We start from the raw sequence: 13,439 nt of genomic DNA on the forward strand, positions 1-13,439 counted from the left end.
CCCCGTTGTGGGGCGTCCCCCCTGGAGAACACCGTGAGCGACACGCAACAACGCATCGACGACCTGGTCAAGCACAACGACGTGGTGCTGTTCATGAAAGGCAGCGCCAGCTTTCCCATGTGCGGCTTCTCCGGCCGCGCCGTGCAGATCCTGAAAGCCTGCGGCGTGGACCCCAAGTCCCTCAAGACCGTGAACGTTCTGGAAGACGACGCCATCCGCCAGGGCATCAAGGAATACAGCAACTGGCCCACCATTCCACAGCTTTACATCCGCGGCGAATTCATCGGCGGCTCGGACATCATGATGGAGATGTACGAGTCTGGCGAACTGCAGCAGACGCTGGCCAACCCTGCGGCCTGAACTTCAAAAACCCCGCCTTTGCGGGGTTTTTTCCGGTGAACACCGGCACGCCTTGTGCTTGAATGAACGCATGTTCATCTCTTGCAGGAGGCGTTCATGTCCACCCACAGCCTGATTCCTTCCACCGGTCTCGGCCTGCCCATTGCCCGCATGCGGGCAGTGTTCCAGCCTGCTGAAGTGGAGCGCAAGTTGCAAACCCTGCAAGCCCAGGGTGGCGACAAAGAGCACAGTGCCCTGTGCCAGACCTACCAGCGCATGCTCGAGCGCGGCCCGGATCGGTTTGCGGTCAAACCGTCGGGCGTGCCCGACATGGCCTCGCTGTACGAACAACTGCCCAACTTCACGGAGCCGCTGGACGACGTCAAACGCCATGTGGCGCTGAGCCATGCCAGTGCCGACAGCCTGGAGCTCACCCCCATGCTGCTGCTGGGCCCTCCCGGCGTGGGCAAAACCCACTTTGCACGCCTGCTGGCGGAGATGCTGGGCACCCAGACCAGCCTGGTGCCCATGAGCGCCATGACCGCAGGCTGGCTGCTGTCGGGCTCTTCCTCCCAGTGGAAAGGGGCCAAGCCAGGCAAGGTGTTCCAGGCCCTGGTGGACGGCGAGTATGCCAACCCGGTGATCGTGGTGGATGAAATCGACAAGGCCGCCTCCGAAGCGCAGTACGACCCCTTGGGGGCGCTGTACAGCCTGCTGGAGCACGACACAGCCCAGTCGTTTGTGGACGAGTTTGCCGAAGTGGCCGTGGACGCCAGTCAGGTGATCTGGATCACCACCGCCAACGACGAGCGCCACATCCCCAAACCCATCCTGAACCGGATGAACGTGTTCCAGATCGAGCCGCCGGATGCCGACGCGGCCCGTCGCATCGCCGCGCAGCTGTACCGCAGCATCCGCAACGAACACGATTGGGGTCGCTGGTTCGTGGACGAACTGTCCCACGATGTGCTGGACCTCCTGGCCCCGCTGCCGCCGAGAGAAATGCGCCGAGCCTTGATGACGGGGTTCGGCAATGCGCGGCTGGATGGCCGGGACCACCTCACGACCGACGACTTGCCCCGTGGCGGCCCCGCCAAAGCCCGCATGGGCTTTGTTCAGTGACCAAAATGGATCAGCCGCCGGTGTAGCCCCAGCGCTGCGCGGCGGCCAGCACGGCATCGGGGTATTCGGCGCGCCCCCGGCTGCCGTTGTAGCGCCCCAGCGCCATGAACAGGTTGCCGTTTTCACGGTCCAGGTAGTGGCGCAGGATCACGCAGCCAAAACGCAGGTTGGTCTGCATGTGGAACAGCTTGGACACGTCGCCGTCACCGATCACACGGACCCAGAACGGCATGATCTGCATGTAACCTCGCGCCCCGGCAATGGACACCGCGTACTTGCGAAACGCGCTTTCCACTTGCACCAAACCCAACACCAAATTGACATCCAGCCCCGCACGACGAGCCTCGTACCAGATGGTCTGCAAGAACTCGGTGCGGGTGTTCAGGTCGTCCTTGTAACGCTTGAGTCGGTCGTTCGCTTGGGTCAACCAGCGCAGGTAGGCAATGCGCGCCTCGATGCTGGCGAACTCGGGGACCGGAGGGGCATGGTTGGCAATGGCCGAACTCAGCGCAGTGCGCACCGAGTCAGCCAACGGCTCCTCCACCTGGGCACCCGCCCACAACCACTTCGGTAAACAGAGCAAACTTCCCGCACCAACCAAGCGGAGAAGGCCATTTCTTCTTGAAATTCCCATGGGCATGGGACTGTTCACAGGCCCAAACGTTCCTTCAGCAGGGGCAACACATCGTTCAGGGCGAGTTTGGTGGCGGCCGCATCACGGCGGTGCTGGTACTCCACCTGCCCCTCTTTCAGGCCACGGTCACCAATGGTCACGCGGTGGGGCACGCCGATCAGCTCCCAGTCGGCAAACATGGCACCGGGACGCTCGTTGCGGTCGTCCAGCATCACGTCCACGCCCAATGCGGCCAGCTCGTCGTGCAGCTTCTCGGCGGCGGCCTTCACTTCGGCGCTGCGGTCGGCACCGATGGGACAGATCACCACGGTGAACGGCGCAATGGCGTCGGGCCAGATGATGCCGCGCTCGTCGTGGTTCTGCTCGATGGCCGCAGCAGGCAGGCGCGTCACGCCAATGCCGTAGCAACCCATTTCAAACAGCGCCGGCTTACCGTCTTCGCCCAGGAAGGTGGCATTCATGGCCTTGCTGTATTTGGTGCCCAGGTAGAACACATGGCCCACCTCGATGCCGCGCTCAATGGCCAGCACACCCTTGCCGTCGGGCGACAGGTCACCCGCCACGACATTGCGCAGGTCGGCCACCACCTCGGGTTCAGGCAGGTCACGGCCCCAGTTGACGCCACGGATGTGGTGGTCCTCCTGGTTGGCACCGCAGATCCAGTCGGCCATGACGGCCACTTCGCGGTCCACCACCAGCCCCACGGGCTTCTTCAGGTTCAGCGGCCCCAGGTAGCCCGGCTTGCAGCCGAAGTGGTCTTCGATTTCGGCCACAGACGCAAAGCGGTAGCCTGCCGCAAACGGCGCCAGCTTGCCCACCTTGACTTCGTTCATGTCGTGATCGCCACGCAGCAGCAGCAGCCACACCTTGACCGCGGTGATTTCACCGGCATCGTTCAAGGTTTCGGTGGCCAACACCAGCGATTTGACCGTGCGCTGCAGCGGCAACCCCAACTGCTCGGCCACGGCGGCACAGGTGCTGTTGCCGGGCGTGGGAATCACGGCCATGGACTCGGTGGCTGCACCGCGCGGACCGGCCGGCGGCAGGGCCTCGGCCTTTTCGATGTTGGCGGCGTATTCGCTGCTGGGGCAGTAGACGATGGCGTCTTCGCCCGTGGCGGCAATCACCTGGAATTCTTCACTCAGGTCGCCACCAATGGCGCCGCTGTCGGCGGCCACGGCACGGTAGGTCAGGCCGAACCGATCGAAGATGCGGCGGTAAGCCTGCGCCATGACCTGATAACTGGCCTTGGCACCGGCCTGGTCCTTGTCGAAGCTGTAGGCGTCCTTCATGATGAACTCGCGCCCGCGCATCAAGCCAAAGCGAGGGCGGCGCTCATCCCGGAACTTGGTCTGGATCTGGTAGAAATTCTTGGGCAGCTGCTTGTAGCTCTTCAGCTCCTGGCGCGCCACATCGGTCACCACCTCTTCGCTGGTGGGCTGCACCACAAAATCTCGTCCGTGCCGGTCCTGGATGCGCAGCAGCTCGGGCCCCATCTTGTCGAAGCGCCCGGTTTCCTGCCAAAGCTCCGAAGGCTGAATAACCGGCATGGTCAACTCCACAGCCCCAGCGCGGTTCATTTCCTCACGCACGATCTTTTCCACTTTCTGGATGACGCGCAGCCCCATGGGCATGTAGGTGTAGATGCCAGCACCCAGCTTCTTGATCATGCCGGCGCGGGTCATGAGCTTGTGGCTCACCACTTCAGCATCGGCCGGTGCTTCTTTCAGGGTGGAGATGAAAAATTGGGAAGCTTTCATGGGCAGGCAAGATCCGGCAAAGCACCGGATTCGATGACGGGTCAGGGAAAACGAGGATAAACAGAGGGAACTGCCATCAACCGCACTGCAAATGCCGCGAAAACCTTCGCAGCAGGAACCCGCGGATGCATAATGGTTTCAGTTCAAAAATTGGGGTTGATTATGCTTGACAGGGACGGCTTCAGGCCGAACGTCGGCATCATTCTGCTCAACCAGAGGAATCAGGTGTTCTGGGGCAAGCGCATCCGCACCCACTCCTGGCAGTTTCCGCAAGGTGGCATCGACCGGGGTGAAACCCCCGAGCAAGCCATGTTCCGCGAGCTGCACGAGGAAGTGGGGCTGCACCCCCAGCATGTGAGCATTGTCGCGCGCACGCGCGACTGGTTGCGCTATGAAGTGCCGGACCGCTACATCCGCCGCGATGCCCGCGGCCATTACCGGGGCCAAAAACAGATTTGGTTCCTGCTGCGCCTGATCGGCAACGATTGGGACTTGAACCTGCGCGCCACCAACCATCCTGAATTCGACGCTTGGCGCTGGAACGAGTATTGGGTGCCTCTGGACATGGTGGTGGAGTTCAAACGCGGTGTGTACCAGATGGCGCTGACCGAGCTCGCCCGGTTTTTGCCACGTCAGGACCACCGCAATCGCTACCTGCGTGGAAACGTCCGCCCCAAAGACGGGGGAGGCAGCGGCCCTCATGCCGACTTGGAAGCAATGACCAGCTCACCCGTCCGCCTGGAGTTGCCACCTGGCGGCAGCTTTGACCCCAACCCACCATCCGGTGAATGAGGTTCACACGGGAACGGGCCGAGGGGCCATCACCACGAGGTTGTCGCGGTGGATCATCTCCGGTTCGGCCACATAGCCCAGCAGCGCTTCGAACTCAGTCGATGGTTTGCGGCAAATGAGTCGCGCCTCGGCACTGGCGTAGTTGGCCAAGCCCCGTGCGATCTCGACCCCATCGGGCGAACGGACGGCAATCACGTCGCCCCGTGCAAAGTCCCCGTCGACCGACACCATGCCCACAGGAAGAAGACTCTTGCCCTCTTCCGTGAGCTTGGTCACGGCCCCGGCATCCACCGTCACCGAACCCCGCAACTGGAGGTGGTCGGCCATCCAGCGCTTTCGGGCCTGGGCCTTGGGCGTTTGGGCCAGCAACCAGGTGCCGATGCCTTCGCCTTGGCTGAGGCGGAGCAGGACATCGGGCTCCCGTCCCCAGGCGATCAGCGTGGAGGCACCGGATCCGGCTGCGCGTTTGGCCGCCAAAATCTTGGTGATCATGCCGCCCTTGCCAATGCCGCTCCCAGCCCCTCCGGCCATGCGCTCCAACTCAGGGTCCCCGGCACGCGCGGCATGAACAAACTGGGCGGAAGGGTCCTTGCGCGGGTCGGCGGTGTAAAGCCCCTTCTGGTCGGTGAGGATGACCAGCACGTCGGCTTCCACGAGGTTGGCCACCAGTGCCCCCAAGGTGTCGTTGTCCCCGAACTTGATTTCGTCGTTGACCACCGTGTCGTTTTCGTTGATGACGGGCACGACACCCAATTGCAGCAGGGTCAGCAGGGTGGAGCGCGCATTGAGGTAGCGCTCGCGGTCGGCCAAGTCCGCATGCGTCAACAGCACCTGCGCACTGCCGATGCCACTGGCGCGGAGCTTGGTTTCGTACATTTGCACCAACCCCATCTGCCCCACGGCGGCGGCGGCCTGAAGCTCGTGAATTTCTTTGGGGCGGGCAGCCCAGCCGAGGCGCTTCATGCCCTCGGCCACGGCACCGCTGCTGACCATGATGACCTGTCGACCCTGACGCACCAACGCCGCCAGCTGCTCGCACCAGTGGCCAATGGCTTGTTCATCCAGACCACGGCCTTCGTCAGTCACGAGGCTGGACCCCACCTTGACCACGATGCGGCTGGCGTTCCGCATCAGCTCCGGGTCTTGCACAAAATTTGACATCAAAACAGCCTCTACCGCTTTATCTATAAAGACTTTCAGCTACACATTAAGAAGCATCCGGTGCACCACGGTCAAAGCGTGGATCCACGTCTTCCGGCGGCTGCTGCGCCTTCTGGGTGGCGGCCACGTGTTCGTAGATGGACTGGATCAGCCGCTCACAACCCTCCCGGGTGAGTGCCGAAATTTCAAACACCGGCCCTTTGTGGCGGTAGCGCTTGACAAAGTCCTTCACCACCTCCTCGCGGCGCTCGGCAGGCACCATGTCCAGCTTGTTCAGCACCAGCCAGCGCGGCTTGTCGTACAGCGCCTTGTCGTACTTTTTCAGCTCTGCGACGATGGCCTTGGCCTGGGCCACAGGGTCCACCGAGTCGTCAAACGGGGCCACATCCACCAAATGCAGCAGCAGGTGGGTGCGCTGGAGGTGACGCAGGAACTGATGGCCCAGCCCAGCCCCTTCGGCAGCGCCTTCAATCAGCCCGGGCACGTCGGCCACGACAAAACTCTTCTCTGGCCCGACACGCACCACCCCCAGGTTGGGGTGCAGCGTGGTGAAGGGGTAGTCAGCGATTTTGGGCCGCGCGTTGGAAATGGCCGCAATCAACGTGGACTTGCCAGCATTGGGCATGCCCAGCAGACCCACATCCGCCAGCACCTTGAGTTCCAGCTTGAGTTCGCGACGCTCGCCAGGCCAACCCGGGGTCTTTTGCCGAGGCGCACGGTTGGTGGAGCTTTTGTAATGCAGGTTGCCGAACCCGCCATCCCCACCTTTGGCGATGGTCACGATTTCCCCTGGAACCAACAGCTCGTGCAGCACTTCACCGGTTTCTGCATCGGTGACGATGGTGCCCACTGGCATCTTGAGGAGGATGTCATCCCCCTTGACGCCAAACATGTCCGAGCCCTTGCCATGCTCACCCCGCTTGGCCTCGAACCGGCGCGAGTAGCGGTAGTCCACCAGGGTGTTCAAGTTGACGTCCGCCACCGCCAACACGTGACCGCCACGCCCGCCGTCGCCGCCGTCCGGTCCCCCGAACTCCTTGTACTTCTCATGGCGGAACGACGCGCAGCCGTTGCCCCCATCGCCTGCGGCAACCTCGATGTAGGCTTCGTCAACGAATTTCATGGCGGTATTCTAAAAATGGGAGCCACCAGCAAAAAAGGCCCGCGACGCGGGCCTTTCGGACTGGACGATCAACCGATCGCTCAGGCAGGAATGATGCTCACAACGTGACGGTTCAATGCGCCCTTCACGTCAAAGCTGACCTGGCCATCCGCCGTGGCAAACAAGGTGTGATCCTTGCCGATGCCGACGTTGTTGCCGGGGTGGAAACGGGTACCGCGCTGACGCACGATGATGGAGCCGGCCGACACAACCTGGCCGCCGAACGCCTTGACACCCAGCATCTTGGGCTTGGAGTCACGGCCGTTTCGCGTGGAGCCGCCGCCTTTTTTCTGTGCCATGTTGCTTACTCCTTAGGCGGAAATCGAGGCGATTTCCAGCTCGGTGAAATTCTGCCGGTGACCTTGGCGCTTTTGGTAGTGCTTACGACGGCGCATCTTGAAGATGTGCACTTTGTCGTGACGGCCATGGGCCACCACTTTCACCGTCACAGATGCGCCGGACACCAGGGGAGTACCCACCTTGATCTCGCTGCCGTTGCCAACAGCCAGAACCTGATCGAGCACCAACTCCTGGCCCACATCCGCAGCAATCTGTTCTACTTTGATTTTTTCGCCAGCAGCAACACGATACTGTTTGCCACCGGTTTTTATGACCGCGTACATATGAACCTCTGGATTCGAGTTGAATCGACTTCGACGAACCAATTTCCGCCGAACTTTCGACTGTAACACAGAAATACCCAGCAATCAATACAGGAAGCACCAACGTCTCCCCACCCGATCCACATTGGTTTTTATAATCAGCCAAACTGGAACGCCATCTTGACCCAAGCCCTCACCCCCTCTTCCAACCCGCTTCAAATCATCGCCGATGACATGAAGCTTGTGGATCAAGTGATCTCTTCACGCCTCAGCACCGGCGTTCCTTTGGTGGGCCAAGTCTGCGAGTACATCATCTCCGCAGGGGGAAAGAGGCTGCGACCAGCCCTGACCTTGCTGACCAGCGGCGCCATCGGTTTTCATGGGCCGCAGCAGCACACCCTCGCAGCGGTCGTCGAGTTCATCCACACCGCCACCCTTTTGCACGATGACGTGGTGGATGAGTCCGAACTCCGAAGAGGGCGCGCAACCGCCAATGAACTGTTTGGAAACGCAGCCAGCGTGCTCGTCGGTGACTTTCTGTACTCACGCGCCTTCCAAATGATGGTGGAGGTGGGAAACATGCGCATCATGGAGGTGGTTGCCGAGGCCACCAACGTGATTGCCGAAGGTGAAGTGCTTCAACTGATGAACATGCATGACGCCACCCTCACCCGCGACGGCTACCTGCGTGTCATTCGGTCAAAAACCGCCAAGCTGTTTGAAGCCAGCGCCCGACTCGCCCCCATCATAGCGGGATCATCAGCAGACATGGAAAACGCATGCGCCGAGTATGGACAGGCTTTGGGCACGGCATTCCAAGTGATCGACGACATCCTGGATTACGACGGCGACTCCGCCATCATGGGAAAGAACCTCGGTGACGACCTTCGCGAGGGGAAGGTCACCCTTCCCTTGATCCATGCACTTCAGGAAACAAGCGGAAGCGATCGGCAACTGCTCGTTGACGCCATTGAGCATGCCTCCCCTGAAAAGCTCCCCGATGTGCTGCGCCTGATTCACATCACCGGTGGGGTTGCCGCGGCTCGAACAGCCGCTGACGCAGAAGCCGAACAAGCCGTTCAAGCGGCCCATCGACTCCCTCCCAGCCCGCACCGCGATGCTTTGATACAATTGGCGGCTTCGCTGCAAAGCAGACGCAGTTGACCGCCGCCATGGCGGCATCGACCATCGGGGTGTAGCTTAGCCTGGTAGAGCGCTACGTTCGGGACGTAGAGGCCGGAGGTTCGAATCCTCTCACCCCGACCAGGAATCGATCCTGGTTTCAGTACGTCATTCCAGATTTACCCTTGAGAATGCGTGTCGAATGCGTCAAAACACGGCGTTCAACCTCTGGTGGTCGGCTCGTTTGCGTTAGATTACGCAAGTATGACTTCACCCGAGCCTCAGTCCCCCCCTCAAAGCTCCATGGCTCTGCCTGGACTGGGCAGAGCGCTGATTGCCGCGCAGAAGCTTGATTCGGCAGCTGCAGAAGCCCTGTTTCGCCGAGCCCAAGCCAACCGCACCAGCTTCATCGCTGAGTTGACCGGCTCCGGGGCGGTTTCTCCCGCAGATTTGGCTCATGTGGTTTCGGCGGCCTTTGGTGCACCGCTGCTGGACTTGGATGCACTGGACCCCAGCAAACTTCCCAAAGACCTGCTAGAAAGCAAATTTTGCGCAGAGCACAAGGTTTTGCCGCTGGCCAAAAAGGGAAATCGCCTGACCGTCGCAACGGCCGACCCGGGAGATCAACAGGTTGCAGACAAAATCAAGTTTGCCACCCAGATGGGGGTTGACTGGATCATTGTCGAATACAACAAAATTGGCAAAATCGTCGAAGCCCAGAATGTCTCCGTGTCCAAGGCCATGGACACCATCATTGGCGACGATTTCGAGTTCGATGACGATGCAGCGGCCACGGCAGCAGCCCCTGCAGACGAGCCCGACAAGAATGCCGACGTTGAAGACGCACCTGTGGTGCGTTTTTTGCACAAGATGTTGCTCGATGCCTTCAGCATGCGTGCATCCGATCTTCACTTTGAACCTTATGAGCACACCTACCGTGTTCGATTCCGCATTGATGGAGAGCTTCGGGAAATAGCATCTCCGCCCGTGGCCATCAAAGAAAAACTGGCCTCTCGGATCAAAGTCATCTCTCGGATGGACATCTCTGAAAAGCGGATCCCTCAAGATGGCAGGATGAAACTCAAGGTCGGAACAGACAAGATCATTGATTTTCGAGTCAGCACACTGCCAACCTTGTTCGGAGAAAAGATTGTCATCCGGATCCTGGATCCCAGCAGTGCCAAACTCGGGATTGATGCACTGGGCTACGAACCAGAAGAAAAAGAGAAATTGCTCAAGGCCATTTCCAGACCCTACGGAATGGTTTTGGTCACGGGGCCCACAGGCTCCGGGAAAACCGTTTCACTGTACACCTGCCTCAACATCCTGAATCAGCCCGGGGTGAACATATCAACCGCTGAAGACCCTTCAGAAATCAACCTGCCAGGCGTCAATCAAGTCAATGTCAATGAAAAGGCAGGCCTGACGTTTGCCGCAGCGCTGAAGTCATTCTTGCGTCAAGACCCTGACGTGATCATGGTGGGTGAAATACGGGATTTGGAGACCGCTGACATTGCCATCAAAGCCGCTCAGACCGGGCACTTGGTGCTGTCAACATTGCACACCAACGATGCTCCAACCACACTGACGCGGATGCTGAACATGGGCATCGCCCCGTTCAACATAGCATCATCCGTGATCTTGATCACGGCCCAGCGACTGGCCCGACGGCTCTGCAATCAATGCAAAGCTCCTGCGGACCTGCCACGCAAAGCCCTTCTGGATGCCGGCTACCCCCCCGAAGAGTTGGATGGAAGCTGGATACCCTACAAGCCAGTGGGATGCGCTGCCTGCAACAACGGTTATAAAGGCCGTGTTGGCATTTACCAAGTCATGCCCATCACCGAGGAAATGCAACGCATCATCTTACGGGGGGGAAGTGCCATGGAGATTGCAGAGCAGTCGTCCCGCGAAGGCGTTCGTTCATTGCGGCAAGCTGGTCTTCACAAAGTCAAATTGGGTGTCACCTCGCTGGAAGAAGTGGTGTCCTGCACCAATGAATGATCAGGCGGCGTCCCCGCTGGAGTAAACCTACATCATGGCAACCACCTCACCGAGAAGCAAAGAAGCCGTCTTCGAATGGGAAGGCAAAGACCGCAATGGCAAAGCTGTCCGAGGTGAAATGCGGGCATTGGGAGAGAACCAGGTTCAAGCTTCGCTGCGCCGCCAAGGCATTTTGCCCGTCAAGATCAAGAAGAGGCGAATGTCCAGCGGAAAGAGCATCAAGCCCAAGGACTTGGCCCTCTTCACCCGTCAGCTCGCCACCATGATGAAAGCGGGCGTGCCATTGCTGCAAGCCTTTGACATTGTTGGAAAAGGCAATGCCAATCCCAGTGTGGCCAAACTTTTGAACGACATCCGCATGGACGTGGAAACAGGAACGGCGCTGAACTCTGCCTTTCGAAAGTTTCCCATGTATTTTGACAACCTGTATTGCAACTTGGTCGAGGCCGGAGAAGCGGCAGGTATCCTGGACCAGTTGCTCGATCGACTGGCCGTTTACATGGAGAAAACAGAGGCCATCAAAAGCAAGATCAAATCTGCGCTGATGTACCCCATTTCAGTGGTGGTGGTGGCCTTTGTGGTGGTTGCCGTGATCATGATTTTTGTGATCCCTGCATTCAAACAGGTTTTCAGCTCCTTTGGTGCCGATCTCCCAGCCCCAACCCTTTTTGTGATCGCCATGAGTGAGTTTTTTGTGGCTTATTGGTGGTTGATTTTTGGTGGCATTGGTGGCGGCATTTACTTTTTCATGCAAGCTTGGAAGCGAAATGAAAAAGTCCAAATGTTCATGGACAGGCTGCTTTTGCGAGTTCCCGTCTTTGGCCCCTTGGTGGAAAAATCGGTGATCGCGCGTTGGACTCGAACACTCGCCACCATGTTCGCCGCTGGCGTGCCGTTGGTGGAGGCGCTGGACTCCGTGGGTGGGGCCTCGGGCAACTCCGTCTACCTGCAGGCCACAGAGAAAATCCAGCGAGAGGTTTCCACGGGAACCAGCCTCACCGCAGCCATGGCCAACGCCAACATTTTTCCGAACATGGTGCTTCAGATGTGTGCGATCGGCGAAGAGTCCGGCTCGATTGACCACATGTTGGGCAAGGCGGCCGACTTTTACGAAGCCGAGGTGGATGACATGGTCGCCGGGCTGTCCAGCCTGATGGAGCCCATCATCATCGTGTTCCTGGGGGGGTTGATCGGGGGGATCGTGGTGTCCATGTACCTGCCCATCTTCAAACTGGGTCAGGTGGTCTGATGAACTTTTTGTCGCCCGAACTGGACGTCGCACTTGCCAGCTTGCTGGGGTTGTTGATTGGCAGTTTCCTCAATGTGGTGGTCCATCGGTTGCCCTTGATGATGGAGCGCCAATGGGCACAAGAATGTGCCCAAGCAGGACACGGAGAAGCCCCCAACCCACCCGCGGAACAACCGTTCAATCTGCTCACCCCGCGCTCGCGATGTGGCCATTGCGGGCATGGCATCCGCTGGTTTGAGAACATTCCCGTGCTGAGTTATGTGCTTCTGCGCGGGCGTTGCTCTGCATGCCATGCTCCCATTGGCTTGCGCTACCCATTGATGGAGTTGGCCACCGGCATGGCTTTTGGCTGGTGCGCATGGCAATGGGGCTTGACCTGGACTGGTGGGGCTTGGGCCTGTTTTGCCGCCACGGTGTTGACGTTGGCCGCCATCGACTGGGACACCACCTTGCTTCCCGATGACCTGACATTGCCGTTGGTATGGGCAGGTCTGTGTGTGGCGGCCTTGGGATGGAGTCACACCACTTTGCCCGACGCCCTCTGGGGGGCTGTCAGCGGCTACTTGTCACTCTGGTCGGTGTACTGGGCGTTCAAGCTCGCCACAGGCAAAGAGGGCATGGGTTATGGCGACTTCAAACTCTTTGCGGCATTGGGTGCTTGGTTTGGCTGGCAAGGCTTGATCCCCATCATCTTGATGTCGTCCATCATCGGTGCTGTGGTGGGCATTGCCATGAAGTTCACCTCAGGCCTGCGTGAGGGAGGCTACATTCCCTTTGGACCGTTCTTGGCGCTGGCTGGTTTGACTGCCCTGGTGTTCAGCCCTGCTCAAATGTTGGCTGCGGTTGGTTTGTGATGGGCCGAAATCGGCATCTGGTTGGACTGACCGGGGGGATTGGCAGCGGCAAAAGCACGGTTGCACAGTGGCTGCTCCAGCAAGGGGCGCGCTTGGTGGATGCCGACCTGATCGCACGCTCCATCACGGCACCCCAAGGTTCAGCCTTGGCGCCCATCGCCCAAGCGTTCGGCTCGGAAATGCTGTTGCCCGATGGGGGCTTGAACCGTTCGGCCCTGCGAGAACGCGTTTTCAACGATCCCTCTGCGCGGCAGCAGCTGGAGAACATCACCCACCCCATGGTGGCCCAAGAAATGGCCCACGCCATTGCGCAATGCCCTGGAGGTGTGGTTGTCCTTGACATTCCCCTTCTCGTCGAAAGCCCCCGGTGGCGCAAGCGCTTGGACACGGTGGTGGTGGTGGACTGCACCGAGCAAACCCAGGCGCATCGGGTGCGTCTTCGCAATGGATGGCCCGAAGAAACCATCCAAGGGGTGATGCAGGCGCAAGCCCCGCGAAGTCTGCGTTTGGCCGCTGCAGACATGGTGATCCACAACGACGGACAAGACCTTGATGCATTGCGTCAGCAAGTCACCCAACTGGCGCACTGGCTGGGGCTATGATGGCAACGCCACCACAATGCACTCTCGAATGACACC

General features: G+C 59.8%; 14 protein-coding genes and 1 tRNA gene. 9 read left to right on the forward strand and 6 right to left on the reverse strand.

The window, feature by feature from the left end; translation table 11 throughout:
- The first annotated feature begins 33 nt into the window (after positions 1-33).
- The gene (grxD, locus tag ACYVB7_RS06575; protein ID WP_460505900.1) at positions 34-360 is read left to right on the forward strand and encodes a glutaredoxin family protein; all 327 of its coding nucleotides are present in this window, start codon (positions 34-36) and stop codon (positions 358-360) included.
- Positions 361-456: 96 nt separating this feature from the next.
- The gene (locus ACYVB7_RS06580) at positions 457-1,461 is read left to right on the forward strand and encodes a P-loop NTPase family protein (RefSeq protein ID WP_460505901.1); all 1,005 of its coding nucleotides are present in this window, start codon (positions 457-459) and stop codon (positions 1,459-1,461) included.
- Positions 1,462-1,471: 10 nt separating this feature from the next.
- On the opposite strand, the gene ACYVB7_RS06585 is transcribed toward ACYVB7_RS06580, so the two are convergent.
- Positions 1,472-2,101, reverse strand: coding sequence for a lytic transglycosylase domain-containing protein (locus tag ACYVB7_RS06585; protein WP_460505902.1), 630 nt, complete (start codon positions 2,099-2,101; stop codon positions 1,472-1,474).
- Positions 2,102-2,109: 8 nt separating this feature from the next.
- Positions 2,110-3,855: a proline--tRNA ligase gene (locus tag ACYVB7_RS06590; protein WP_460505903.1), complete on the reverse strand. Its 1,746-nt coding sequence runs from the start codon at positions 3,853-3,855 to the stop codon at positions 2,110-2,112.
- A 162-nt stretch (positions 3,856-4,017) separates the two neighbouring features.
- Here ACYVB7_RS06590 and ACYVB7_RS06595 point away from each other — a divergent pair, with 162 nt between their 5' ends.
- Positions 4,018-4,647 carry an RNA pyrophosphohydrolase gene (locus tag ACYVB7_RS06595; protein WP_460506261.1) on the forward strand — a complete coding sequence of 210 codons (630 nt, stop codon included), beginning with the start codon at positions 4,018-4,020 and terminating at the stop codon, positions 4,645-4,647.
- A 3-nt stretch (positions 4,648-4,650) separates the two neighbouring features.
- On the opposite strand, the gene proB is transcribed toward ACYVB7_RS06595, so the two are convergent.
- From proB to rplU, 4 genes are all read right to left on the reverse strand, one after another.
- Positions 4,651-5,808, reverse strand: coding sequence for a glutamate 5-kinase (proB, locus tag ACYVB7_RS06600; RefSeq protein ID WP_460505904.1), 1,158 nt, complete (start codon positions 5,806-5,808; stop codon positions 4,651-4,653).
- A 46-nt stretch (positions 5,809-5,854) separates the two neighbouring features.
- Positions 5,855-6,931 (reverse strand): Obg family GTPase, encoded by a 1,077-nt coding sequence (cgtA, locus tag ACYVB7_RS06605; protein WP_460505905.1) that lies wholly within the window; start codon positions 6,929-6,931, stop codon positions 5,855-5,857.
- A gap of 80 nt (positions 6,932-7,011) precedes the next feature.
- Entirely contained in the window at positions 7,012-7,269 is a 258-nt protein-coding gene (gene rpmA, locus ACYVB7_RS06610; protein WP_460505906.1) for a bL27 family ribosomal protein, read from the reverse strand.
- A gap of 12 nt (positions 7,270-7,281) precedes the next feature.
- On the reverse strand, positions 7,282-7,593 hold the full coding sequence (gene rplU, locus ACYVB7_RS06615; RefSeq protein ID WP_460505907.1) for a bL21 family ribosomal protein: 312 nt from the start codon (positions 7,591-7,593) through the stop codon (positions 7,282-7,284).
- A gap of 159 nt (positions 7,594-7,752) precedes the next feature.
- On the opposite strand from rplU, the gene ACYVB7_RS06620 reads away from it, so the two are divergent.
- From ACYVB7_RS06620 to coaE, 6 genes are all read left to right on the forward strand, one after another.
- Positions 7,753-8,736, forward strand: coding sequence for a polyprenyl synthetase family protein (locus tag ACYVB7_RS06620; protein ID WP_460505908.1), 984 nt, complete (start codon positions 7,753-7,755; stop codon positions 8,734-8,736).
- Positions 8,737-8,761: 25 nt separating this feature from the next.
- Positions 8,762-8,838: transfer RNA gene (locus tag ACYVB7_RS06625), tRNA-Pro, on the forward strand.
- Positions 8,839-8,958: 120 nt separating this feature from the next.
- On the forward strand, positions 8,959-10,698 hold the full coding sequence (pilB, locus tag ACYVB7_RS06630) for a type IV-A pilus assembly ATPase PilB (protein ID WP_460505909.1): 1,740 nt from the start codon (positions 8,959-8,961) through the stop codon (positions 10,696-10,698).
- A gap of 34 nt (positions 10,699-10,732) precedes the next feature.
- Entirely contained in the window at positions 10,733-11,947 is a 1,215-nt protein-coding gene (locus tag ACYVB7_RS06635; RefSeq protein ID WP_460505911.1) for a type II secretion system F family protein, read from the forward strand.
- Positions 11,947-12,801, forward strand: a complete 855-nt coding sequence (locus ACYVB7_RS06640) for a prepilin peptidase (RefSeq protein ID WP_460505912.1) — start codon at positions 11,947-11,949, stop codon at positions 12,799-12,801. Before ACYVB7_RS06635 ends, ACYVB7_RS06640 begins: the two co-directional genes overlap by 1 nt.
- Positions 12,801-13,403, forward strand: coding sequence for a dephospho-CoA kinase (coaE, locus tag ACYVB7_RS06645; RefSeq protein ID WP_460505914.1), 603 nt, complete (start codon positions 12,801-12,803; stop codon positions 13,401-13,403). The genes ACYVB7_RS06640 and coaE overlap by 1 nt, the downstream gene beginning before the upstream one ends.
- The last annotated feature ends 36 nt before the right edge of the window (positions 13,404-13,439 follow it).

The sequence above is a fragment of the Hydrogenophaga soli genome (genome assembly GCF_054777695.1).

What these genes read in the sequence shown, in the direction of transcription:
- ACYVB7_RS06635 (WP_460505911.1), top strand. Translation starts at nt 10,733, where the DNA reads ATGGCAACCACCTCACCGAGAAGCAAAGAAGCCGTCTTCGAATGGGAA.
- rplU (WP_460505907.1), bottom strand. Translation starts at nt 7,593, where the DNA reads ATGTACGCGGTCATAAAAACCGGTGGCAAACAGTATCGTGTTGCTGCT.
- rpmA (WP_460505906.1), bottom strand. Translation starts at nt 7,269, where the DNA reads ATGGCACAGAAAAAAGGCGGCGGCTCCACGCGAAACGGCCGTGACTCC.
- ACYVB7_RS06585 (WP_460505902.1), bottom strand. Translation starts at nt 2,101, where the DNA reads ATGCCCATGGGAATTTCAAGAAGAAATGGCCTTCTCCGCTTGGTTGGT.
- cgtA (WP_460505905.1), bottom strand. Translation starts at nt 6,931, where the DNA reads ATGAAATTCGTTGACGAAGCCTACATCGAGGTTGCCGCAGGCGATGGG.
- ACYVB7_RS06590 (WP_460505903.1), bottom strand. Translation starts at nt 3,855, where the DNA reads ATGAAAGCTTCCCAATTTTTCATCTCCACCCTGAAAGAAGCACCGGCC.
- ACYVB7_RS06640 (WP_460505912.1), top strand. Translation starts at nt 11,947, where the DNA reads ATGAACTTTTTGTCGCCCGAACTGGACGTCGCACTTGCCAGCTTGCTG.
- pilB (WP_460505909.1), top strand. Translation starts at nt 8,959, where the DNA reads ATGACTTCACCCGAGCCTCAGTCCCCCCCTCAAAGCTCCATGGCTCTG.
- ACYVB7_RS06595 (WP_460506261.1), top strand. Translation starts at nt 4,018, where the DNA reads ATGCTTGACAGGGACGGCTTCAGGCCGAACGTCGGCATCATTCTGCTC.
- proB (WP_460505904.1), bottom strand. Translation starts at nt 5,808, where the DNA reads ATGTCAAATTTTGTGCAAGACCCGGAGCTGATGCGGAACGCCAGCCGC.
- ACYVB7_RS06580 (WP_460505901.1), top strand. Translation starts at nt 457, where the DNA reads ATGTCCACCCACAGCCTGATTCCTTCCACCGGTCTCGGCCTGCCCATT.
- coaE (WP_460505914.1), top strand. Translation starts at nt 12,801, where the DNA reads ATGGGCCGAAATCGGCATCTGGTTGGACTGACCGGGGGGATTGGCAGC.